At 49.6% G+C, this 21,221-nt stretch carries 24 protein-coding genes; 10 read left to right on the forward strand and 14 right to left on the reverse strand.

The features are described from left to right. The first annotated feature begins 29 nt into the window (after positions 1-29). Positions 30-446: a hypothetical protein gene (locus tag B153_RS0121455; protein ID WP_020598800.1), complete on the forward strand. Its 417-nt coding sequence runs from the start codon at positions 30-32 to the stop codon at positions 444-446. Between the two features lie 79 nt (positions 447-525). Then, positions 526-1,803, forward strand: a complete 1,278-nt coding sequence (locus B153_RS0121460) for a metal-dependent hydrolase family protein (protein WP_020598801.1) — start codon at positions 526-528, stop codon at positions 1,801-1,803. 97 nt (positions 1,804-1,900) lie between these two features. Here the strand turns inward: B153_RS0121460 and B153_RS0121465 are convergent, their stop codons facing one another. Together B153_RS0121465 and uxuA are read right to left on the reverse strand one after the other, a co-directional pair. Continuing rightward, entirely contained in the window at positions 1,901-2,533 is a 633-nt protein-coding gene (locus B153_RS0121465) for a PDDEXK family nuclease (RefSeq protein ID WP_020598802.1), read from the reverse strand. A gap of 105 nt (positions 2,534-2,638) precedes the next feature. Further along, complete coding sequence (uxuA, locus tag B153_RS0121470) at positions 2,639-3,817, reverse strand: mannonate dehydratase (RefSeq protein ID WP_020598803.1); 1,179 nt, start codon at positions 3,815-3,817, stop codon at positions 2,639-2,641. A 181-nt stretch (positions 3,818-3,998) separates the two neighbouring features. Between uxuA and B153_RS35610 the strand changes: the two genes are divergently transcribed. From B153_RS35610 to B153_RS0121490, 4 genes are all read left to right on the forward strand, one after another. After that, a complete protein-coding gene (locus B153_RS35610; protein WP_020598804.1) occupies positions 3,999-5,360 on the forward strand; it encodes an MFS transporter in 1,362 nt (453 codons plus the stop codon). A 6-nt stretch (positions 5,361-5,366) separates the two neighbouring features. Beyond that, complete coding sequence (locus tag B153_RS0121480; RefSeq protein WP_026262340.1) at positions 5,367-6,359, forward strand: sugar kinase; 993 nt, start codon at positions 5,367-5,369, stop codon at positions 6,357-6,359. Between the two features lie 204 nt (positions 6,360-6,563). Then, positions 6,564-8,069 carry a tagaturonate reductase gene (locus tag B153_RS0121485; protein ID WP_040761823.1) on the forward strand — a complete coding sequence of 502 codons (1,506 nt, stop codon included), beginning with the start codon at positions 6,564-6,566 and terminating at the stop codon, positions 8,067-8,069. 130 nt (positions 8,070-8,199) lie between these two features. Continuing rightward, the gene (locus B153_RS0121490; RefSeq protein ID WP_020598807.1) at positions 8,200-8,952 is read left to right on the forward strand and encodes a hypothetical protein; all 753 of its coding nucleotides are present in this window, start codon (positions 8,200-8,202) and stop codon (positions 8,950-8,952) included. Between the two features lie 120 nt (positions 8,953-9,072). Here B153_RS0121490 and B153_RS0121495 read toward each other — a convergent pair whose 3' ends face one another. After that, complete coding sequence (locus B153_RS0121495) at positions 9,073-9,462, reverse strand: HIT family protein (RefSeq protein WP_020598808.1); 390 nt, start codon at positions 9,460-9,462, stop codon at positions 9,073-9,075. A 101-nt stretch (positions 9,463-9,563) separates the two neighbouring features. Then, the gene (gene greA, locus B153_RS0121500) at positions 9,564-10,037 is read right to left on the reverse strand and encodes a transcription elongation factor GreA (RefSeq protein WP_020598809.1); all 474 of its coding nucleotides are present in this window, start codon (positions 10,035-10,037) and stop codon (positions 9,564-9,566) included. Between the two features lie 311 nt (positions 10,038-10,348). On the opposite strand from greA, the gene fmt reads away from it, so the two are divergent. Beyond that, a complete protein-coding gene (gene fmt / locus B153_RS0121505) occupies positions 10,349-11,272 on the forward strand; it encodes a methionyl-tRNA formyltransferase (protein ID WP_020598810.1) in 924 nt (307 codons plus the stop codon). 81 nt (positions 11,273-11,353) lie between these two features. On the opposite strand, the gene B153_RS0121510 is transcribed toward fmt, so the two are convergent. The 6 genes from B153_RS0121510 to B153_RS0121535 form a co-directional block, all read right to left on the reverse strand. Next, positions 11,354-11,809, reverse strand: a complete 456-nt coding sequence (locus B153_RS0121510; protein WP_020598811.1) for a DUF3291 domain-containing protein — start codon at positions 11,807-11,809, stop codon at positions 11,354-11,356. Between the two features lie 36 nt (positions 11,810-11,845). After that, positions 11,846-12,829 carry an NmrA family NAD(P)-binding protein gene (locus tag B153_RS35615; protein WP_020598812.1) on the reverse strand — a complete coding sequence of 328 codons (984 nt, stop codon included), beginning with the start codon at positions 12,827-12,829 and terminating at the stop codon, positions 11,846-11,848. 18 nt (positions 12,830-12,847) lie between these two features. Further along, positions 12,848-13,633, reverse strand: a complete 786-nt coding sequence (locus B153_RS35620; protein ID WP_020598813.1) for an SDR family NAD(P)-dependent oxidoreductase — start codon at positions 13,631-13,633, stop codon at positions 12,848-12,850. Positions 13,634-13,751: 118 nt separating this feature from the next. After that, on the reverse strand, positions 13,752-14,129 hold the full coding sequence (locus B153_RS0121525; protein WP_020598814.1) for a SnoaL-like domain-containing protein: 378 nt from the start codon (positions 14,127-14,129) through the stop codon (positions 13,752-13,754). Between the two features lie 60 nt (positions 14,130-14,189). Then, positions 14,190-15,053 (reverse strand): SDR family oxidoreductase, encoded by an 864-nt coding sequence (locus B153_RS0121530; protein ID WP_020598815.1) that lies wholly within the window; start codon positions 15,051-15,053, stop codon positions 14,190-14,192. A gap of 70 nt (positions 15,054-15,123) precedes the next feature. Then, positions 15,124-15,915 carry an SDR family NAD(P)-dependent oxidoreductase gene (locus B153_RS0121535; protein ID WP_020598816.1) on the reverse strand — a complete coding sequence of 264 codons (792 nt, stop codon included), beginning with the start codon at positions 15,913-15,915 and terminating at the stop codon, positions 15,124-15,126. A gap of 146 nt (positions 15,916-16,061) precedes the next feature. Here B153_RS0121535 and B153_RS0121540 point away from each other — a divergent pair, with 146 nt between their 5' ends. Next, on the forward strand, positions 16,062-17,039 hold the full coding sequence (locus B153_RS0121540) for a GlxA family transcriptional regulator (protein WP_020598817.1): 978 nt from the start codon (positions 16,062-16,064) through the stop codon (positions 17,037-17,039). A gap of 232 nt (positions 17,040-17,271) precedes the next feature. Here the strand turns inward: B153_RS0121540 and B153_RS0121545 are convergent, their stop codons facing one another. Then, a complete protein-coding gene (locus B153_RS0121545; protein WP_026262342.1) occupies positions 17,272-17,862 on the reverse strand; it encodes a GrpB family protein in 591 nt (196 codons plus the stop codon). A gap of 274 nt (positions 17,863-18,136) precedes the next feature. On the opposite strand from B153_RS0121545, the gene B153_RS0121550 reads away from it, so the two are divergent. Both B153_RS0121550 and B153_RS0121555 read left to right on the forward strand, forming a co-directional pair. Further along, the gene (locus tag B153_RS0121550; protein WP_020598819.1) at positions 18,137-18,772 is read left to right on the forward strand and encodes a porin family protein; all 636 of its coding nucleotides are present in this window, start codon (positions 18,137-18,139) and stop codon (positions 18,770-18,772) included. Between the two features lie 131 nt (positions 18,773-18,903). Further along, positions 18,904-19,716 carry an AraC family transcriptional regulator gene (locus B153_RS0121555; RefSeq protein WP_020598820.1) on the forward strand — a complete coding sequence of 271 codons (813 nt, stop codon included), beginning with the start codon at positions 18,904-18,906 and terminating at the stop codon, positions 19,714-19,716. 24 nt (positions 19,717-19,740) lie between these two features. On the opposite strand, the gene B153_RS0121560 is transcribed toward B153_RS0121555, so the two are convergent. The 3 genes from B153_RS0121560 to B153_RS0121570 all read right to left on the reverse strand — a co-directional run bounded on the left by B153_RS0121560 (position 19,741) and on the right by B153_RS0121570 (position 21,169). Next, positions 19,741-20,085: a nuclear transport factor 2 family protein gene (locus tag B153_RS0121560; RefSeq protein WP_020598821.1), complete on the reverse strand. Its 345-nt coding sequence runs from the start codon at positions 20,083-20,085 to the stop codon at positions 19,741-19,743. A 51-nt stretch (positions 20,086-20,136) separates the two neighbouring features. Continuing rightward, the gene (locus B153_RS0121565; RefSeq protein ID WP_211221698.1) at positions 20,137-20,643 is read right to left on the reverse strand and encodes a GNAT family N-acetyltransferase; all 507 of its coding nucleotides are present in this window, start codon (positions 20,641-20,643) and stop codon (positions 20,137-20,139) included. Between the two features lie 115 nt (positions 20,644-20,758). Beyond that, the gene (locus B153_RS0121570; RefSeq protein WP_020598823.1) at positions 20,759-21,169 is read right to left on the reverse strand and encodes a nuclear transport factor 2 family protein; all 411 of its coding nucleotides are present in this window, start codon (positions 21,167-21,169) and stop codon (positions 20,759-20,761) included. Between the last annotated feature and the right edge of the window lie 52 nt (positions 21,170-21,221).

Here is a 21,221-nt window from a genome sequence, read left to right on the forward strand (position 1 = left end):
CACGTGATCAGTATAGTAAATTGGTCTCTATGAAACACCTCCTGCAAATCCTGCTTATTGGAACCGTTGTCTTTTCGGCCTGTCGATCCAATGACGCAATACCGGACAATCAGGTATCGGTAAGGCTTCATCAATCGGCCCGGTTAAGCTCCGACGTCCTGGTCCGCATGGATTCCATCTGGGATAGTCGCTGTCCGAACTCAACGTCCTTTTCCTGCTTAACAGCAGGATCAGTTACGGTCAAACTGCTGGTATCAAAGTCCGTCGATTCCAGCGCAGTCCGATTGACGCTAGGGTATTATGACAGGAACAAACGCCTGGATTCAACCCAGATCACGTTGGCTAATCAGGCTTACAAAGTGATTCTAAAGGGTGTAACACCGTATCCCACTTCGTTTATGCCAGAACCCAATCAAAAAGCAGTTGTTGAGGTAAGCCGTTTATAGGCTTTTTTAGCGTCTTTTCCGTATTTTCAGGCCGTAACGAGTTCGTTACGGCCTTTTTCGTACCCAACCACTTTAGTCAATGAAAAAATTCTACCTACTGGCCGGTCTTTCGCTACTGGCGTTTCCTCTTTTTGCTCAACGTACACTTATTCACTGTGGCAGTCTGTTCGACGGAGTGGGCAATAGTGTCCAGCCGCAAATGACCATCGTTGTCGAAGGCAACAAAATTACGGCCGTACAGAAAGGCTATACCGCAGCTTCGGGCCAGGATCAGGTTGTTGACCTTAAATCGAAAACCGTATTACCCGGCCTGATCGACATGCACGTTCACCTTGAGAGCCAGACCCGCCGTGGAGGAGCGATCGATGGTTTCACAAGCAATCCGGCCGATGTGGCGTTCCGGGCAGCCCGCTTTGCGAAAACAACGCTTCTGGCTGGTTTCACAACCGTTCGGGACCTGGGTGGCTCGGGCATCAATGTATCGCTCCGGAATGCCATCAATGCGGGACTGGTAGAAGGGCCACGCGTATTAACAGCGGGAAAATCCATTGCCACAACGGGCGGTCATGCCGATCCTACGAATGGCTACCGCAAAGATCTGATGGGAGATCCCGGCCCGGAAGATGGGGTTATCAATGGCCCGGATGATGCCCGCAAAGCCGTTCGGCAACGGTATAAAGATGGCTCTGACCTGATCAAAATTACGGCTACGGGTGGGGTTCTGAGCAATGCCAAAGATGGCTCCGGCCCCCAGTTTACGGAAGAGGAAGCCAAAGCGATTGTCGATGCGGCCAAAGATTACGGCTTTTCGGTAGCTGCCCATGCGCATGGTGCAGAAGGCATGAAACGGGCCATTCGGGCGGGTGTCCAGACCATCGAGCATGGTACCTACATGGACGATGAAACCATCGAACTGTTCAAAAAACACGGCACTCACTACGTACCTACCATCATTGCCGGAAAAACGGTAGCCGACTCAGCCAAACATTTTGGGTATTATACCGCGCTGGTTACGCCCAAAGCCTTAGCCATTGGGCCAAAAATTCAGGCCACGTTTGCCAAAGCGTACAAAGCCGGGGTAAAGATTGCGTTTGGAACCGACGCAGGTGTGTTTATTCACGGCTACAATGCCAAAGAGTTTGAGTACATGGTTGAAGCCGGAATGCCCTCCATCGAAGCCATTAAGTCGGCCCTGATGACTAATGCCAAACTCCTCGGTATGGACGCCCAGATCGGGTCGATTGAAACGGGAAAATTTGCGGATATTATCGCCGTCGACGAAAGCCCCATTCAGAACATCAAGACCCTTCAGGCCGTCAAGTTTGTCATGAAAGACGGGAAAGTATATAAACAGTAGAGCTGCTCCAACTCAAACTGAACCACGAGAACGCAAAGGACAAGGGTTACCCATGTCCTTTGCGTTCTCGTGGTTTGACTCAACTCTGGAGGGCTACTTATTTCTTTTTTGCAACCAGTTCATCGGGTATAAACTGGCATCCGGGCAACACCTCAACCATCTGGCTCCAGTCGCGAATGATCCAGTCTTTACCCGGTTCGGCAATCAATACCTTATGCGATTTGGTGAATAGCCAGATCACTTTTTCGACGCCAAACTGTAGGAGCTTCGTTGTTTTCTGCTCGTAGTAGTCAAATTCAGAGCCAAATTGGTTCAGGTTCGCTTTGGTATCTACTTCAATGGCAACTTTTGGGGGCACCCATGCATATTTTGTTTCATCCTGTCCTTCCAACGTACTCAGCTCAAAAATGGCTACATCACAAGCTCGCCAGTCGCCTTTATCGAACTGAATTCCTAGCTCATTTCCTAATACATCGTAGACATCTAAATTTAATGTAGATAATAAATAAGCAGACAGTCGAACGACTAAACGACTCTGTAAAATACTTGAACTCATAACCTGCTCTACTGTTTTTATCCCTTTCAGGACGTCTTCGTAACCAGCGTAATACACCGGCTTGCCGTTCCACATTTCGTAGACGAGCGATTTCAGCAAACGGGCGCGTTCGACCCGGCGCTGTTTCTGTTCAGCAGTAAGAGGAGGACGTTTGGACTTATTGGCAGTTTCCATCAGCAAACGATTTTACAGCACTAAGATACGAAAAACTGTCGATAGTCACCAGTTGCTCACCGTCAGTGACGGCCTTCGCAACCACGAACTATCGACAGCAGATTACTAACTCAGCAACCCCAGCATCAGGCCACGCAGCTCGGCCAAGCCCCGCAATCGGCCGATGGCGGTGTAGCCGGGATTGGTACGCTTGCCAGAGGTCAGGTCGTCGAGCATCCGGTGGCCGTGGTCGGGGCGGAACGGCATTCGGATATCCGATCGTCCTTCGTCCTGTCGGCGTTTTTGTTCGGTAAGTAGCGCCCGCATAACGGCTGGCATCGGCACATCGCCTTCCAGGTGGTTGGCTTCCTGAAAGCTACCGTCGGCATCACGCTGGGTGCTGCGGAGGTGAATAAAATGGATATTCGGTGCCAGTCGTTCAGCCATGCCCGCCAGATCGTTGTCGGCCCGGACCCCATAGGAGCCGGTACAGAAACATAACCCATTCGATGGCGAATCGGCAGCCGCCAGCAAGGCACGGGCATCGGCTTCGGTACTTACTACACGTGGAAGACCCAGAATCGGATACGGAGGATCGTCGGGGTGAATAGCCAGCCGGACCCCTACCGATTCGGCAACAGGGACAATTTCCCGCAGGAAAGCATACAGATTCTGCCGGAGTTCACGATCACTGATGTCCTTATACGCGGCCAGCGCATCCCGAAATTTCTCAACGGTGTAACTTTCTTCCGATCCCGGCAATCCGGCTATGATGGTGCGGGTCAGCCGTTTGACCTGGGCATCATTCATGCTCTCGAGCTTGGCTTTGGCCAGTCGTTTCTGCTCATCATTATACAGATATTCGGCACCCGGACGCTGGAGAATATACAACTCAAAAGCTGCAAACTCTGTAGCATCGAACCGCAGACCTGTCGAGCCATCGGGCATTGCATAATCAAGGTCCGTACGCGTCCAGTCGAGCACCGGCATGAAGTTGTAACAGACCGTATCGACCCCTACTTCAGCCAGATTGACAATCGATTCTTTGTAATTTTCGATATACCGCCGAAAATCGCCGGTTCGGGTCTTGATTCCTTCATGCACCGGAATACTTTCGACCACCGACCAGGTCAGGTGATTGGTTTCGATGAGGGTTTTACGGGTCTGAATTTCCTCAACGGTCCACACTTCGCCGTTCGGAATATGATGCAGAGCGGTTACAATACCCGTAGCGCCTGCCTGTCGGACGTCATTAAGCGATACCGGATCGTTCGGACCGAACCATCGCCAGGTTTGTTCAAGCATAAAAACAGTTATTAATCATCAAGGGTTGTTTGTTATTGACCGTTTATTGTATTCGGTTTACAATTTCGCTGGGTGCCGTTTGACGTTTCGCCCACAAACTGGATACGATAAACCGTGAACCACTTTTTTCGGGTAAATAAGCATTTTAATTTTCTTTTCTCCCCAACCTATTTCTATTGTTGTGCAAATTCCAACCCCTTCGGGCCGCTTTCGCTGGCGTATTGTCGCGTTGTTGTTTCTGGCAACAACCATAAATTACGTAGATCGCCAGGTCTTATCATTTACGATGACCGACGAATTATTCCGAAAGGAAATGCTCGATGTGGCTCCCAGCACGGTTCTGACCAAAGAAGCAACCGACCGCTTTAAAGTGCTGTACGGCGATGTCGATGCAGCCTTCAAATTTGCGTATGCGATTGGCTTTCTGCTGGTGGGTTGGCTGATTGATCGATTTGGCACCAAGCGCGGCTTTTCACTAGGCATCCTCGTGTGGAGTATTGCCGCTGTGATGACCGGATTTGTGCATAATATGTCGGGGCTTCGATGGGCGCGGGCATTTCTGGGGTTGGGCGAATCGGCCAATTTCCCGTCGGCCATTAAAACCGTATCCGAATGGTTCCCCAAAAGTGAGCGCTCTTTTGCCAGTGGGTTGTTCAATGCCGGCACCAACGTGGGCATTATCCTGACGGCCTTTATGGCGCCTTATCTGATTCTTGAGTTTGGCTGGCGTAGTTCATTTCTGATTACTGGAATGCTGGGTTTTTTACTGCTGATTATCTGGTGGTTTACCTACACCAAACCCGAACGACAGGCCAGCCTTTCGGCAGAAGAGCTTGCCTATATCCGCAGTGATAATGAGAAAAGAATTCCCGTAAATGTTTCGTGGGGGCAATTGCTGGGGTATAAACAGACCTGGGCTTTTGCGGTCGGCAAATTCATGGCCGACCCGATCTGGTGGTTTTATATTTCGTGGCTCCCTGACTTTTTCAACTCCAACGATGCTTTTGACGAAAAACTCGAACTCAAAACGTTTGGCGTACCTTTCCTCATCATTTACATCGTTTCGGATGCAGGCAGCATATTCTTCGGCTGGTTAAGTACCCAATTCATGAGCTGGGGCTGGACCGCCAATCAGGCTCGTAAAACTACCCTGCTGATTTGTGCCGTGTGTGTCATACCGATTTTCTTTGCCGCCCAAACCAGTAGCCTTACCGTAGCCATTGGCCTGTTAGCGCTGGCGACAGCCGCCCACCAGGGATGGGCAGCCAATATGTACACTTTTGCTTCGGATCTGTTTCCCAAAAATGTGGTGGCTTCCGTTACCGGCATCGGCGGTATGTTTGGCGCGGTAGGCGGTATCCTGCTGAGTTTGCTGGCGGGGCGAATCATTACCTCCTTCGGCTATTTACCCATGTTTATTATTGCCAGTTGCTCATATCTGATTGCCCTTGTACTTATTCATTTAATATTGCCGAAATTGGAGCCCTTAAAGGCCGAAGATTTAGAAAGTAGTACCCATTGGCTGGCAGGCACTAGATTATAAAAACGAATGAAAATAGTCACTTTTGGAGAAGTTATGCTCCGGCTCAGTCCGCCGGGTGTTGAGCGGTTTGCCCAAACCCATTCCCTTGAGATGCATTTCGGCGGTACCGAAGCCAATGTAGCCGTATCACTGGCCCAACTGGGCTTACAGGCGAACCATGTTACCCGATTTCCGGACCATGCACTGGGTAGAGCGGCCGCCGGGTATCTGCGCCGGTACGACGTCGACACGCAGTACATCCAATACGGTGATGGGCGCTTAGGGCTTTATTTTCTGGAAACAGGCGCTGGTAGCCGAGCCAGTCAGATCATCTACGATCGGGTCGATTCGGCCTTTGCCCGAATAAAGCCCGACGACATAGACTGGGAGCCTATTATGCAGGGGGCCAGCTGGTTTCACTGGACAGGCATTACCCCGGCCTTATCGCAAGGCGCGGCCGACTGCCTGCTCAAAGGCATTCAGACCGCCAATCGACTGGGCGTACCCGTGTCGGCCGATATTGTGTACCGGAGTAATCTCTGGCAATACGGTCGCCGTCCTCAGGAAATCATGCCTGCCCTCACTGAAGGCTGCACACTTGTACTCGGGAGCAAAGGGCTTTTCTCGGAGTTATATGATGTAGTAGGCAGCACCTTTCAGGAAGCCGGCCGTGCTATGTTCAAGCGCTTCCCGAATGTGCGGTATATTACCGATACCAAGCGGAATTCGCTCAGTGCTTCGCATAATCAGTTTTCGGGCAAACTGTTCGACGGGCAGTCGGTCTATAAATCAAGAACATACGACATACGCCCCATTACGGATCGTATTGGCACAGGTGATGCCTACATAGCCGGGCTGATTTATGGTTTACTAACCTTCAATGATCTACAGCGAGCCGTTGAGTTCGGTGCGGCAGCCTCTGCTTTGAAACACACCATTTCGGGCGATGTGAATCTGGCGACTGTAGCCGAAATAGAAACATTAGCCAGTGGTGATAGTTCAGGTAAATTAAAACGGTAGGTAAACGAGTATTTTTCCGATCGGTTATTCTATTTTATCAACATTGTACAGCCATCAGCACATTTACTAAAATGAAAGTACGGGTTATTGAAGTAGTTCGTAATATTGCTGAATGATGACGACACCAGCTAGAAAAACCGATTTTTGATAACAGTAACGACTACTTAACTGATGACTGAAGAGCCGATTGCCGCCCCTCCAACCATGCCTAAGCTAACGCGTTCGACGCATCCTGCTCCTGTTTATCCCGAAAAAATTCTCCAGTTCGGTACCGGCGTTCTTCTCCGGGGGTTGCCGGATTATCTAGTAAATAAAGCGAATGCCCATGGCCGTTTTGGTGGCTCAATCGTCGTTGTCAAATCGACGGATAGCCAGACGGATGAATTTGCGGAGCAGGATAATTTATACACAGTCGCTGTCCGTGGAGTCCAACAAGGGCAGGACGTTTCGGAAACGACCATTGTTTCGGCCATAAGCCGGGTACTGGCCGCTCAAACTCAGTGGAAAGACGTACTGATGCTGGCCCGTAATCCAAAACTTCAGATCGTTATTTCCAATACGACCGAAGTGGGCCTGAATTACGTCGAGGAAAGCATTTTCCAACACCCCCCTCAGTCGTTTCCAGCCAAACTGACGGCCTTTTTGTATGAGCGGTTCCGTAGTGTAGGGGGTTCCAAAGCCAAAGGATTAATTGTCATTCCGACCGAGCTTGTTACCGACAACGGGCTCAAACTTCGGGAAGCGGTTGAAAAACTGGCGCAGTTCAACGAATTGGGCAAGCTGTTTACCAAATGGCTCAAATTCCACGTTCGCTTTTGCAACTCGCTGGTCGACCGGATTGTAACTCGCCCGACTGAAGAAGCTCAACAGGCTCTTCAACAGGAAGCGGGTTATGAAGACAGCCTGCTCACCTTTACCGAGCCATACCATCTGTGGGCCATTGAGGGCGACGACCGGGTCAAGGAGACACTCGCCTTTGCCGATGGCCATACCCCACAAATCATTATTGATGAAGATATTAATTTTTACCGGGAGCGTAAACTTCGGGTACTAAACGGTACGCACACGCTCACCATGCCCCTGGGGTATCTGCTCGGTCTGGAAACTGTTGCCGACGAGATGCGGCATCCGCTCATGAGCCAGTTCGTTGAGTCGCTGATGCTGAACGAGATTGTCCCTACGGTACCCGACTACGGGGTATCGGGCATGGATAAAGAAGCCGTTCGCCAGTTCGCTCACGATGTTCTCGACCGATTCCGGAATCCCCATCTGGACCATTTGCTATTGAATATTTCATTGCAGGAAACCGCTAAAATGCAGGCTCGTAATGTTGCCACGATCCAGCGTTACTTCGACCAGTTCAAGGCGGTCCCGAAAATGACGGCTTTAGGGTTTGCGGCTTATCTGCTTTTCATGAAAGCCATTCGCGAAGAAAAAGGGCAGTTCTTCGGTGAAATCGCGGTAAATGGCGGTATTCTTACCTACCCAATCCGCGACGATAAAGCGGGCTATTTCTACGGTGACTGGAAAACCGTTAAACCCAAAGATAAATCGACCGTACAGGCGTTTGTGAAAAGTGTTCTTTCGGATCAAACCCTCTGGCTAACTGATCTTAGCACGCTACCTGGTTTTGTTGAAGCGGTTGCCGAAGAGCTTAGTTCGATGCTCACCGTAGGCGTTGAAAAAACGCTGGAGAAAGCGCTTGCATAAAATCAAGTCGAATTTTCTATTAAAAATAAGGCCTGCCAGAAAATGTCTGGCAGGCCTTATTTTTAATAGAAAATCTATTTCGATAACACTTTCAGGCGTAGGTAGTTACAGGCAGTAACCCCCTTGCCTTATGAAAACTCTTTCCGTTTGGGCCAGTCGTCATTCAGTATTGGCGATTGGGCTGATTATCCTTGGCGAACTAACCAATGGTTTCAACGCTATACTTACCGGAGCAAGTCTGTTTAATGGGCTACCCTTACCCTGGCTTTACTTCAGCTTAGCAGTCGTCATTGGCCTGGCCTTATCGATTCAGATTCGTATGACAACCTCCGAAGTCATCACCAGCTACTGGATGGTACGTCGTTGGGTTTTTACTGCATTTCTAGCCAATTTTTTCCTGTTCAGTCTATTGGGAGGTATCTGGAATCAACGAGTCCAGTATGCAGAATCAACGAGTAGTGCGCTGGGCAGCCGAAGCATTACGGTTATGAATGATAGCATCTCCCGACCCGACAACCTCCATCAAGTTGGTCGCCCCATTGGCAAAGCCAGGGTAACAACAGCAGACAAAAGTACTCCTCCACGCATCATATACATACTTCTGGGGGTAGCGGGGCTTGCCGTATCGTACGTACTGGCGGGTCTGGCCTGCAATATTCTTTGTGCCGGTTATGGTTTTGGCGCCTTATTGACCTTTTACCTCGGCCTCGGCGGGCTGGCGGGTTCTTTTTATTACTTCAGCAAAGCTCTTCAGCGTTCTCCAAAACGACGATGGGATATGACGACCGATGAACGGAAACGTGATAGTCGGCGGTTCTGGCTTTCCTGGCTGGCCCTGATTGCGGTCGCAACGGTGCTCTTACTTGTATCCGCCGACAATTGATCATTTATACGCTCACCTTAACCTGATCGCACAAAGAATGCCTTATCAAATCGTACAAATAAAATAAGGCGGGCTTTGTAGACCCGCCACTGCACTGGACAATCCCTAAATGTCAATCGATTACAAAAACGTCCGAATTTTTTCCGCTGTAGCGGCTAGTTCTTCCTGAGAAGGCTTCAGCTTATTGTGAAAATTCATATCGGCCATGGAATTGAGTGGGATCAGGTGAACGTGGGCATGGGGTACCTCAAGACCCACCACCGCTACACCAATGCGCTTACAGGGGATCGCTTTCTCGATAGCCGGAGCAATCTTTTTGGCAAAAGCCATAAGACCGATGTATAACTCGTCGTCCAGATCGAACAGATAATCGACTTCTTTTTTCGGAATTACGAGCGTGTGCCCCATAGTGGTAGGCATTACGTCCAGAAAAGCCAGATAGTCGTCCGTTTCGGCAATTTTATGCGCTGGAATTTCCCCAGCCACAATTCGGGAGAAGATAGAAGGCATAGGCTTAGTGAGTATCAGGAGCGAGGAGTGCGTATTAAGAGAGAAGACATGCGTCAGCAACTCCTACTACCTACTACCCACTCCTCGCTCCTAACTACTTTTTATCGTCCAATCTCGATTACTTCAAACTCCATAATACCCGCAGGTACCTTGATTTCAGCGACATCGCCAACGCGCTTGCCCAGCAGTCCTTTGCCGATTGGCGAACTCACGGAGATACGACCCGCTTTCAAATCAGCTTCTTCTTCCGAGACCAGGGTATAGGTTACTACCGCGCCGTTTTTCTTGTTCTTGATCTTCACCTTCGACAGTACCGAAACCAGCGAGGTGTCGATGGTCGACTCGTCCAGAACCCGCGCGTTGGAGAGTACTTCTTCGAGCTTCGATATTTTCAGTTCGTGAAGGCCCTGCGCATCTTTAGCGGCATCATACTCAGCGTTTTCGCTAAGATCGCCTTTATCCCGGGCTTCGGCAATCTGACGGGCAATGGCCGCCCGACCTTTGGTTTTCAACTCATTCAATTCCGCCTTAAGCCGGTTGAGTCCTTCCTCGGTGTAGTATGAAATCTTTCCCATAATCCATTAATACTTACTCGTTATTCACATTGGTTTAGCCTGCTCCTTAAAACAAAAAGAACGGTACACCGACCGTTCTGCAACCAAATTGGTTTTCTTTGCAGACACGTCAGAGTCGCCGTCGGATACCCGAAGCAAGCGATTCAGGAATATAAAAAATGGTTCGTCGCATAGGCTGTGCCAGTAAGCGGCTAATCACGTTTCTACTGTCATGCGATTGGAGCAGCGCATTGATGAGACAAAAATAGAAAGAGTTCCGCGCTATATCAACACATAGGCAATTGACCTGTTAAAAACTGATTTACTGATTCATGTCGACACCCCTTCGCATCATATTCATGGGTACGCCCGATTTTGCTGTTGCCAGCCTACAACGATTACTCGGGGCGGGTTTCCAGGTCGTTGCCGTTGTTACGGCACCCGACCGCCCATCGGGTCGTGGTCTGCAACTGACTTCGTCGCCCGTAAAAAAAGCTGCCGAAGCCGCTAATTTACCGATTCTGCAACCCGAAAAGCTACGCGACCCCGCTTTTCTGGAACAACTGGCGAGCTACCAGGCCGATTTGCAGGTGGTAGTTGCCTTTCGGATGCTTCCTGAGGTAGTCTGGGCGATGCCTACTATAGGAACGTTTAACCTGCATGGCTCATTGTTGCCGCAGTACCGGGGAGCCGCTCCGATCAACTGGGCCGTTATCAATGGCGAAACCGAAACAGGCGTTACGACTTTCTTCATCGAGAAAGAAATTGATACCGGCCAAATGATTTTTCAGGATCAAGAACCCATCTACCCCAGCGACACAGCCGGAACTTTACATGACCGACTCATGGAACGAGGGGCCAATCTGGTCGTAAAAACAGTCCGGGCCATTGAAGCCGGAGACTATCCACGCATTCCCCAACCCACAGCCGACGAACTAAAACCTGCTCCCAAACTCAGTCGCGAAACCACAGAAATCAATTGGAATCAGTCGGTTCTTGCGATTCGTAATTTCGTGCGGGGATTATCTCCTTATCCGGCTGCCTGGACCCTCATCAACGGCAAAGTGTTCAAACTGTATGAGGTCTCGGTTGCCAACGAATCGCCTTTTGCCGCCGAACCTGGTCAAGCCTATTCCGATAACAAAAAAACAATTCTGGTTCGGGCTGGCGATGGCTGGCTACAGATCGAATCGCTCCAGGCCGAAGGCAAGCGACGGATGACCACCGAGGAGTTTTTGCGGGGGAATAAATTGTAAGCCTGGGTTGTTGTAAAAAGTAAGTGATATACAGCGCAAACGCGAACGTAAAAAACGAGCTGCGACAAAGATTACGAGAGGCTATTGCCCGGGTGGGGCATAGGTCTTTTTGAAGTCAAAAGCCAGTTCGGTAGTGCCATTTTCCTGAAGATACGCCAATTTATCAACGGCTTCCTGCACGGTAGGCAGATGCCCGGCGGGTACCCACCACAAGGCCATATACACCGTGCCGAACCGGTGAAACCACTCGGCTCGACGTTTCAAAAAATCAGTATGAAACGTTTTGTACGTAAACGCTTTGAGGCTTTCCAGGTTCTCCCAGACGGATAGGTTGATGATGACCTGCTCATCGTCGAACGGGCTGATGCTGGTCGCATTGTTCGATTCATCTTTGAGCCGCCACACAAAACCCGCGCTGTTTTCAGCCAGGGCGTTCACCCGGTCCAGATTGTCGGCAAACTCGGCCATAACGGGGTCGTCTATTGATACTCCCTTCATTTTGGCAATGTTAATCTCAGCCAGGTGGTAAGTCATCATGTCAACAATAGAGCAATCTTATGAAACAGAGCAATCTTATGAAATAGATAGATAAATCCGCAGAAAAGCACCCTGAAGTTTCTGGAGTACCGTCGCTGCCGGAGCCTTACTATACGCAGGTGCAAATTTTTCTCGGGCAAATTTATCCAGCGTCGTTGGGGTTGTGTTGTGCGCTGTGCGGGGCTCGCCATGAACGCTGGAAGAATTAATACGCTCGTTGGTTTCGGCCAGCAACTGCGCCACATTGGCCGATATGGTTCCCGAGCTTTTCAGCCCTTTGATCATGACGGCTTTCGGGAATTTCAGGTAGCGCAACGAAGGGGTACCGATAGACGCCCCCAGGATGGCGGTCACCTCGTTCATTGTGTAGTCACGCGGCCCCTGAAGATAATGGATAACCTTCCCCGAAAAGTCTAATCGCTTCAGATACGCTGCCGCTACCATCCCGATATCCCGGCTATCGATACAGGGAAAGGCAAAGTCCGGGTCAATCGAAAGGCCGTTGATACCTGCCATTTTTATAAGCCCGATACCGTAAATGAAATTGTCCATGAACCACACGGCTCGCAAATGCACTACGTTGAGGCTGGGAAGGCTGTTCAGCAGGGTCTCCATCAGATAACAGCCGTAAATGGTGCCTTTCCTATCCGACAGTTCAGCTCCCCAACTGCTTAGAAACACGACATGCGTAAGACCAGCCGCTCGGATGGCTTCCACGATATGCTCGTTGTACTGACGCTGTTCGTCATGCAGATTGGGCGAGAGCGTATCGCCGGGCGTCAGCACAAAGGCGGCTTTGGCACCGGCAAACGCACGGTTCAGAAACGCCTGATCGAGCAGGGAGCCCGGCCATAGTTCAGCCCCCTGCTCGGACAGTTCCTTCAGTTTATCGGCATGCCGGGCTACCGCCCTTACGCCGACATTGGCTTTGAGTAGCTGGTGAGCCACAACACTCCCCACCCGGCCAGAAGCTCCCAGAACAACAATTGGTCGGTCGTCAGATCTCAGTTTATCGTTCATGCGAAGGTAGTTTATTGATCAGCGTTTTGCCCAGAAGGGCGCGCCTTTAAGCATGGCTGATTCGGTCGCTAGGCCATCGCTCGACACCACAAATACGTTGCCTTCGTCAGGCGTGGGCCATTGGTTAGCGAAGGCCACAACGGCGTCGGCAACGTCTTCTTTGGTTTGCGCCTGGGTCATTCCAGCTACGAAAACGTCTTCCGAAACGCCCGTAAACGCTGCGTATTTAGGCACGACAACATCACCAACGCCGGTATCTTTCATGAGTCGCCAGGGGACTAGCGTCAGGAAGCGTAAGCCAAGTCCCCCTCGGTTCGAGGCTAGCTGAGCGTAGTTGGCCAGAAACATCTGCATCCGCTTGGAACCCGCATAGCCGCCCGAAATCGGTGAGCCACCGATGGCCGCCCCACTGGATAGGAAGACGATCAGAGTGCCCGCTTTGGCTGGCCTTTTGAGAGCATATTGGGTCAGCAGATAGGCCGCTTTCACATCGGTATTCCAGTTCGTACTGAAGGTTTCCCAGTCCAGGTCAACGACCGGTTGAGAAGGGGGCATGGCTCCACCCGCGAGAATCACCAAGTCGGGAGATTCCTGAAATACGGTTTCAATGGTGGCGGTGTCCGTCATATCGGCCTGTAGCGTACGCACACTGGGCCATTGGCGAACAAGCTCGGCGAGCGAGTTGGGGTTTCTCGCCACTACCCGTACATCGGCACCCTCCTGCAGAAGGGCTTCAACAATGGCGCGACCAGTACCCCGGCTACCGCCAATAACGACTGCTTTTTTACTGTTTAGACGTTGCATAAATTAGGTTGCGTGCTTCACTCAGCACGGGGTGATGGATTCGTTTGTGTTCGCCCTGGGTCGCTCAGTTAGCCATGATGCGAATCGCTTTCAAGACGGGTATTTACCAGGGCATTTTCTAATAGAAAAACTGTTCAACTACGATCTGTCCGGCTTTTACTTCGTAGACCATGAGTTCCTCAATCTTTATCCGGCCAAACCCCTCTACGGTAATATCAAAGCTCCTGCCAACTGCAAAATGATTGCCACCGATGACGGGGTGGGTCGTGTAAGCGCCGTGAAAATCCAGTACCTTTTTAACCCAGTTTTCTCCCTTCTGCCGAACGGCGAGTTTACCTTCTGCATTCTTAAAATAGGGGGAGTTTGGTGGTTCAATGCTTCTCACCGTATCGGCAAAAAGCTCGTCGTGAATGTCGAACCACTTTTCTTGCTGAGCGAGCTCGTCAAACCGTGCCGCAACCTCCTCGGTTGTCAGCGTTGTTTTGCTTGGGGTCATGTGCTTTATTGTTAGATTGTATTGGAGGCTGAAGTTGTGTTGTTGAGATCGGTGGTCGTCTCAGCTCAGCATGGCCTGCATGCCAAAAGTGGTCAGGAACTGCTCGTACTGCTCCTTCACGGAATCATTCGCCTTTACGGTGAAGCTACCAGCGACGGGGTCAACCACGGTCCGTAAAGGTCGTTGACCGGCGGGGGTGTCTATCAGGCTAATGATCGCATCGGCAACCTGTTGCGGGTCTGGCTTCAGGGTGTCGAACAGTTGGGCGACCCCGGCTCCCATCTGACCGGGGACATGCGCCAGCTCACCATAGCTAGCAATAACGGTTGTGTCTGACCCACTGACAATTTTGCCGAAAATCTCCGTTGGGAAGGCCCCCGGCTGCACCATGACCACATCCACGCCCAGGGGTCTTACTTCATAATGCAACCCTTCGGTCAGTCCTTCAACGGCAAATTTGGCGCTGTTGTACACGGTCTGAAACGGAACCGAAAAGCGGCCCGCCACACTGGATATATTGATGATTAATCCTTCTTTCTGCTGACGCATAGGTGGCAAAACGGCTCGGATAAGTCGCCAGGGTCCTTTCACGTCTACGTCCATGACGTTGTCGAGGTCATCGTCGGTGAATGTTTCCGTGATGCCGGTAGCATACAGTCCGGCATTATTGATCAGCACATCGATACGGCCCTCTCTATCCAGAATAGTAGTTACTGCCTTGGTTACTAGCGCGCTACTGGTAACGTCGACATCCAGTACGGTTATACCCGCCTGTTGCATTAGTGCCTGCGCCTTATCGGCGTTTCGACCGTTTACGTCACGCATGGTCGCGTAGACACGATGCCCCGATGCGGCACAACTCCTGGCCGTGAGCCAGCCAAATCCACTGTTGGTACCGGTGATTAAAATAACTTTTTTGGTCATGTTTTCTGATTGTCAATGAGGTAGACATGTCCGATTTTTCGGACCGCTGCTCAGTACATAAGGGAACGGATTAGTCGGCAATGGCGCCCAGGCTCATGTTTATCACGGTGCCCATCATGGCGCTTGCGTTATCAGACGCCATGAATGACGCCACATCGGCCATCTCCTGAAGCGAGGGCAGGCGCTTTCGATGTGTTCGCTCGGCAACTAGCTGCTGAAATTGCTCGCGGGTCATGTTGTACGCCCTGGCGTGAAGACCGAAAACTTCGTTTATAGTGCCGCTGTCGGGCATTCCGTGTGTCCGAATCCCCAGCACGCGAACGCCTTTCGGGCCCAGTTCAACCGACATATCCCGAATCAGTGCTTCCTGGGCAGCCATCGCTACGGCGACCCCACCCATCAGGGGATTGGCAACCCGGGAGGGCGTCGAGGTAACGGTCATAATTACGCCCGATCCGGTGGCCGCCATTAGCCGTCCGGCCAGTCGTGCGGTGATAAAATTGGCTTGAACGTGGGTCTGAATGGGTGCCATAAACTGATCGAGCGCCAGGTCGGTGAGTGGAACGCCCTGTAAGGTGGTGTTTCGCAGCCCAACCGCGTTGAATGAAATGTCGAGCTTACCCGCCTGTTCGATCACCCCGTTCAGGTGCCTCTCAACGGCTCTTTCGTCCAATGCATCGACCTGTGCTGCTTGGGCAGATCCCCCCGCGGCATTAATTTTCGCGGCCAATTCGTCCACCCCTGTCCGTGAATGTCCGGCCAGGAAAAGCGTGGCCCCCTCCCGGGCGAAGGTCATGGCGACGGTACTTCCGACCGCACCGCTAGCCCCGTAGATAACCGCTACTTTGTTTGTTAATAGCATCGTTTTTTGTTGGTTTACTGAATCCTACTCGCTAGGAACGAGGCAAAAGTAGTGTCTTGATTTCGGCCTGACAGGGTGTAAACTAGACATTCTTCCGGGTTGATCTAGACAAAAATCAGCCGTAATTTTGATCCAAAAAACGGGTCATGAAACACGTCACCATACTGGTTCCCAAAGGCAACGCCAACCTCAGCAGCATAACTGGTTCGCATGAAATTCTGACCAGCGCAGACGCGTACTGGCAGCGGCAGGGCAACAAACCCAGGCTGGAGATCACCCTGGCCAGCACCGAATCGGAACTGAAACTGGATGCCGGGTTTGTTACGGTGCATCCGATCCATATCCAGACGATACAGAAGACGGACCTGCTGATTATTCCATCGGCGCCTTATTCAGCGCAATTGATCCGGGAGAACGAAGCAATGATTGGCTGGATCAGGGAGCAGTATCTGGGCGGGGCCGAAATTGCGAGTATGTGCACGGGAGCTTTTTTGCTGGCTGCTACCGGCCTGATGGACGGCAGACTATGTTCGACCCACTGGAGCGCGGAAGCCAGTTTCAGGCAGCTATACCCTAAGATTAAGTTGCAGGCCGATAAACTCATTACGGCCGAGAAAGGCATCTATACCAATGGGGGAGCGTACTCGTTTTTGAACCTGATCCTGTTTTTAGTCGAAAAATATTTTGATCGGCAGACCGCTATCTACTGTTCCAAACTATTTCAGATCGATATGGAGCGCAGCTCGCAATCGCCTTTCTTTATTTTTCAAACCCAGAAAAACCATGGCGATCCCCTGATTGAACAGGCCCAGACGTACATTGAAGAACATTTAAGCGGAAAGATTTCCTTTGAGGCATTAGCCGCTGACCTGGCCATCAGTCGACGCAATTTTGACCGGCGTTTTATCAAAGCCACCGGTAATACTCCCGTCGAATATTTGCAGCGGGTAAAAATCGAAGTCGCTAAAAAGTCGTTGGAAAAAGGTCGCAAATCAATTGTCGACGTGATGGACGAAGTTGGCTATTCCGACGACAAAGCCTTTCGGGAGGTGTTCAGAAAAATAACCAGCCTATCGCCCCTGGAATATAGAGCCAAATACAATCGGCACGCTGCTTCTGTATAGCGATGATTGGCAGGGTCAGCCACCTAAACTGAAAACTACTGGGCTTTAAAATGGCTAATAACTTCTGGGGAAAGTTATTGGCTTATAGGGCGAAAGTAGCTGTGTATGGCAAAAATGAACGACTCTTGGCGTATTGCAGTTGCCGTGATGAAAAACGGCCAGAACCGCTCAGAAAAACGTCGGTTAACTTCTAGTAGAAAATGGTTTGCATTTGCGTACAGTCAGCTGGTTTTTAGCTGGATATAGCAGCAAAAGCCCGATCATAGATTTCGTGAATGAGTGCCGATTTGGCATCGTTGTACTCAGACATATACTTAAAATCCTGATTGGCCAGCATTTTTTTGAGTTGGCTATAGCGCAGTCGATCGTCAGCGTTGGCCCGTAACCAATCACGAAATAGCAAATGTCGTTGCGCTTCTATACTACCAAGTGTCCATACATGAAGATTAATATCAGTACCCGGGCCTTTCAGCATTCGATGTTGTTGCCAGTCTGGCTCACGAATGATTAATTGATAACCGGCCGCTTCCAGAAGGGGAAGATAACTCCGTTCGTCGGCCGAATCGGCCACACTTAAATCAATGTCAATAATAGGTTTAGCGGCCAGGCCAGGTACTGCCGTTGAGCCGATATGATCGAGGGCCAAAATGGTAGAGCCTAGAATCTGGCGGATACATTTAGCTTCCTGATGAAATAAATCTGACCAATTGGACTGATAATCAATAATTTGAATAGGCTGTGTTAATTGAGGCATTTCCCCAATAAAAGCCGACCGACTTTGACTTTCACTAAGACGTTGAAAAGGTTGGTGAAGCGGATGCATTTTTGGTAAAATTAAAATAGCAACTCAAATCTTATAAAAAGCATCTAAAAGTGCCCAGAAAGAAAGTCTACATAGGAAGGTAGCAGGCCTGTCTGATTCAGCAAATTTCAAGGGTAGAGGAATCTACAAAAATTTTGCCTTCACACAGGTCCAGCTTCGTCTGTCGGATTTATTCTATTTCGACAAATGATGACCAGCTAGGTTTGCCCCTCCAAAAAAGAGCCGTGAACTGCTCTCTATTAAATTTTCTTTCTGTTACTATTAATTGCTTATTATGAACGTATTTTCTTTGGGGGCCGCTGGCCTTCTGTTATTAAGTTTTACGGCAACTGCGCAGGTCCGCCTTGGTGTAATCGGTAGTGGGCAACTGGCTAATCAAAAATATACCGTGAATGCCTATTCCACCAACGGAAATGCTAAGATAGGCTTTCGGGCCGGTATCATGCTCGATGCCCCTGTAGCCGACCGCTTATCTATACAGGCTCAACTGGTCTATTCGACAAAGGGGACAAAGCTAAACGAAGCCAACACGGGTTTGAGTGCCACCGAAACAACCCTAGCCTTCAACTACCTTGAATTGCCACTTCAGTTAACGTACGGATTTAGCGCTGGCACTGGTCGGGTTGTTGTGGGCGCTGGTCCTTACGTCGGCTATGCATTAAATGGAAAAATAACGGACAACGCGGGTGGGCAGACCACCAGTGAATCGCTTGAGTTTGGGTCTGGTGCAGACCAATCGAAACGGCTTGATGTCGGCCTGTACCTATCGGCGGGTTATGAATTAGCATCGGGACCTTTGCTTGCGATTCACTACGCGCCTGGTCTTTACAACATGGCCAATTCGAGCGCCGGAAGTATCCGAAATAACACGATAGGGCTTTCAATAGGCTTTTTGTTCGGTGGAAAATAAATGGACGAATTGGCTCGGGTGAACGCACAAGTTTACTGTCACGTTAGAAGGTAAAGGGTTATTAATCAGCCGGTGTTCGCATAAATGGGCATCGGCTGATTATTATAGGAAACAAGTTTCAAGTTACTGCTATGCACTATCAGATCATTCGACCACCTGAGGTATTGAGCGAGTACATCCGGTACTTCTGGACAATGGATTATGATGGTACTCACCAGCCCCCTAAACTGATTAAAATTTTGGCGGACCCTTGCCCCAGGCTTGTCTTTCAACATCTGAGTGGTAATACGGCTATCGCCAAGGGAGACGGCAGTGCGTTACCAACTACCTTTCTTAGGGGCGTCAACAGTAAAGTATTTATCCACCACGTCACCGCTTCATTCAGTGTTACCGGAGTTAGTTTTCAGCCGCATGCCATAAAAACCATTTTCAGGGTAGATGCCGTCGAGCTTGCTGACGCTTACCATAACCTGCAAGACTTTGCCCCGAACGAACTACAGGATCGGCTGCTCTATGCAGAAAATCACCAGGAAAGAGTCAATATCCTGATCAATTTCTTTCTGAAAAAACTTAATCAGCACACGGACAGCCATATGCCATTTTACAAAGGCATTAGTCAGGTTAAAAACGGCAACGTTGACACCCGTGTGCAGGAACTGCTTCGGTATTACTCCCTATCGGAAAGGAGTTTGGAACGCCGATTTAAACAGTCTATCGGGGTAAGTCCAAAACTGTTTTTACGGATCAATCGGTTCGAACGTGCCTTAAAACATCTTAAAGATCGGAACCCTACCCGATTAACTGAATTGAGTTATCTGCTCAATTACGCGGATCAATCTCATTTCTCGCGGGACTTCAGAGAATTTTCCGGACTGACACCCAATGAATATTTGCGTCAGCAAAAACTAATTGAAGAATCATCATCTTTCATGAGTGACCAATAGTTAAAATCGAATCCTCGCATCAGTCTACGTGTAATGGGCATACATTCGGCTTACTTTTCCCTGATCATTGAAAAACATGACTTCGATGGCTTTTTTGTTCATCACCGATTCATAATAAAGGGCAACCGAGTTTATCCCTATAGTCACCTCCAGCAGCTTAAAATGTAGATCAGGAATGTTATTCAGCGCTTTCTGCCAGTAAGCGCCAACGGCTTCTTTGCCAACCAATGACTCCTGATTACCACCCGCAGCCAGCTTGATCATTGGTGTAAAAATCTCTATATCATCCGCATAGTGCGCTAATATAGCCGTCAGATCGTGGGCATTCCAGGAGGCAATCCACTCGTCTGCAAATGCATGATAGTCCATGGTCTAATTTGTTTTAAGCTAAAAATTGACTCCTACTCTGGTTATTGATCGCTAAATTTCTTTTCTCATTGTTGTGTTTTGCGCATCAAATTGATGTTTTACAAAACCCATTTTTTCAACAAGCCGTATGGCGTTGGTATTTCTTGTTTTTGTATGCCCAACTAGCGCTTTTACCCCTAATTCCTGCGTCGCAATTTCTATCAACAAGTTAAATGCCGCCTGCATATACCCCTTTCCCCAATATTCCGGAGCCAGCGACCCACCTATAGCAATTTCCTTATTTTGTTGGTCCCAATGGTGTAAGGCGCAGTCACCAATACATACGTTTGGCTTTTCGGTTGATCGTATGGTAAAAATATAGTCGCAGAGAGACGTAATTCGCTCCGTAAATTCTGTTGGGGTTTCATCCGGTAAAAACGGGCTTTCGTCAACGTTTACAGTCAATGCCGGATGCGCATACAGTTGATAGAAAAAATTAGCATCCTCTACTGTAAGGGGTTGAAGTACGACTTTATCGTTGGCTAACATGTCAAAAATTTCTTTTACTCTCTTTATCACGAAAATCATCTGGTTTCGTTCACTGCCAGCCCTACATGAACTCTCAGGTTGTGTCAATGAAATTACTCTTGCTCAACGTACGTTTGTGAAATAGGTACTGAGTTAAACGATTGGCCTAGGGATTCCCTAAAACTTCGACGACTAACTGAGTGTCCAGGTACTCGACTAATTCAACTAATTTTCCATCGGCAAACCTGCAAACACAGCAGTAGAAATTGTTATAGGGTTTACCCGACTTTGTGTTGACTTTGCCCTGGCATTCGACAACCACAAAATCCCCTTCCGCAATAAATCGGTTTGCTGTATTTGTATACGCATCGGCAAATTTTTCGAAGAGCGGTTTCATTAAATGATTTCGAACGATCTCTTTGCCTCGATACTCCCCAGACCAGGCTGTTGTACCCATCATTTTCCAGCAAAAATCATCAGCCATCAACTCGCCAAATGGGAGCCGATTGCCTTTTGCCAGCTCACTCATTACAAATTGCATCTTTGCCTTGTTTTGCTCTGTTTTAGGTTCATTCATACGGATTGCCTATCGTTAATCGTACCCGTTTCGGGAACGTGTAAAATGTATA

It is taken from the genome of Spirosoma panaciterrae DSM 21099 (assembly GCF_000374025.1).
GTDB classification, from domain to species: domain Bacteria; phylum Bacteroidota; class Bacteroidia; order Cytophagales; family Spirosomataceae; genus Spirosoma; species Spirosoma panaciterrae.

What these genes read in the sequence shown, in the direction of transcription:
- B153_RS0121455 (WP_020598800.1), top strand. Translation starts at nt 30, where the DNA reads ATGAAACACCTCCTGCAAATCCTGCTTATTGGAACCGTTGTCTTTTCG.
- B153_RS0121460 (WP_020598801.1), top strand. Translation starts at nt 526, where the DNA reads ATGAAAAAATTCTACCTACTGGCCGGTCTTTCGCTACTGGCGTTTCCT.
- B153_RS0121465 (WP_020598802.1), bottom strand. Translation starts at nt 2,533, where the DNA reads ATGGAAACTGCCAATAAGTCCAAACGTCCTCCTCTTACTGCTGAACAG.
- uxuA (WP_020598803.1), bottom strand. Translation starts at nt 3,817, where the DNA reads ATGCTTGAACAAACCTGGCGATGGTTCGGTCCGAACGATCCGGTATCG.
- B153_RS0121480 (WP_026262340.1), top strand. Translation starts at nt 5,367, where the DNA reads ATGAAAATAGTCACTTTTGGAGAAGTTATGCTCCGGCTCAGTCCGCCG.
- B153_RS0121485 (WP_040761823.1), top strand. Translation starts at nt 6,564, where the DNA reads ATGCCTAAGCTAACGCGTTCGACGCATCCTGCTCCTGTTTATCCCGAA.
- B153_RS0121490 (WP_020598807.1), top strand. Translation starts at nt 8,200, where the DNA reads ATGAAAACTCTTTCCGTTTGGGCCAGTCGTCATTCAGTATTGGCGATT.
- B153_RS0121495 (WP_020598808.1), bottom strand. Translation starts at nt 9,462, where the DNA reads ATGCCTTCTATCTTCTCCCGAATTGTGGCTGGGGAAATTCCAGCGCAT.
- greA (WP_020598809.1), bottom strand. Translation starts at nt 10,037, where the DNA reads ATGGGAAAGATTTCATACTACACCGAGGAAGGACTCAACCGGCTTAAG.
- fmt (WP_020598810.1), top strand. Translation starts at nt 10,349, where the DNA reads ATGTCGACACCCCTTCGCATCATATTCATGGGTACGCCCGATTTTGCT.
- B153_RS0121510 (WP_020598811.1), bottom strand. Translation starts at nt 11,809, where the DNA reads ATGATGACTTACCACCTGGCTGAGATTAACATTGCCAAAATGAAGGGA.
- B153_RS35615 (WP_020598812.1), bottom strand. Translation starts at nt 12,829, where the DNA reads ATGAACGATAAACTGAGATCTGACGACCGACCAATTGTTGTTCTGGGA.
- B153_RS35620 (WP_020598813.1), bottom strand. Translation starts at nt 13,633, where the DNA reads ATGCAACGTCTAAACAGTAAAAAAGCAGTCGTTATTGGCGGTAGCCGG.
- B153_RS0121525 (WP_020598814.1), bottom strand. Translation starts at nt 14,129, where the DNA reads ATGACCCCAAGCAAAACAACGCTGACAACCGAGGAGGTTGCGGCACGG.
- B153_RS0121530 (WP_020598815.1), bottom strand. Translation starts at nt 15,053, where the DNA reads ATGACCAAAAAAGTTATTTTAATCACCGGTACCAACAGTGGATTTGGC.
- B153_RS0121535 (WP_020598816.1), bottom strand. Translation starts at nt 15,915, where the DNA reads ATGCTATTAACAAACAAAGTAGCGGTTATCTACGGGGCTAGCGGTGCG.
- B153_RS0121540 (WP_020598817.1), top strand. Translation starts at nt 16,062, where the DNA reads ATGAAACACGTCACCATACTGGTTCCCAAAGGCAACGCCAACCTCAGC.
- B153_RS0121545 (WP_026262342.1), bottom strand. Translation starts at nt 17,862, where the DNA reads ATGCATCCGCTTCACCAACCTTTTCAACGTCTTAGTGAAAGTCAAAGT.
- B153_RS0121550 (WP_020598819.1), top strand. Translation starts at nt 18,137, where the DNA reads ATGAACGTATTTTCTTTGGGGGCCGCTGGCCTTCTGTTATTAAGTTTT.
- B153_RS0121555 (WP_020598820.1), top strand. Translation starts at nt 18,904, where the DNA reads ATGCACTATCAGATCATTCGACCACCTGAGGTATTGAGCGAGTACATC.
- B153_RS0121560 (WP_020598821.1), bottom strand. Translation starts at nt 20,085, where the DNA reads ATGGACTATCATGCATTTGCAGACGAGTGGATTGCCTCCTGGAATGCC.
- B153_RS0121570 (WP_020598823.1), bottom strand. Translation starts at nt 21,169, where the DNA reads ATGAATGAACCTAAAACAGAGCAAAACAAGGCAAAGATGCAATTTGTA.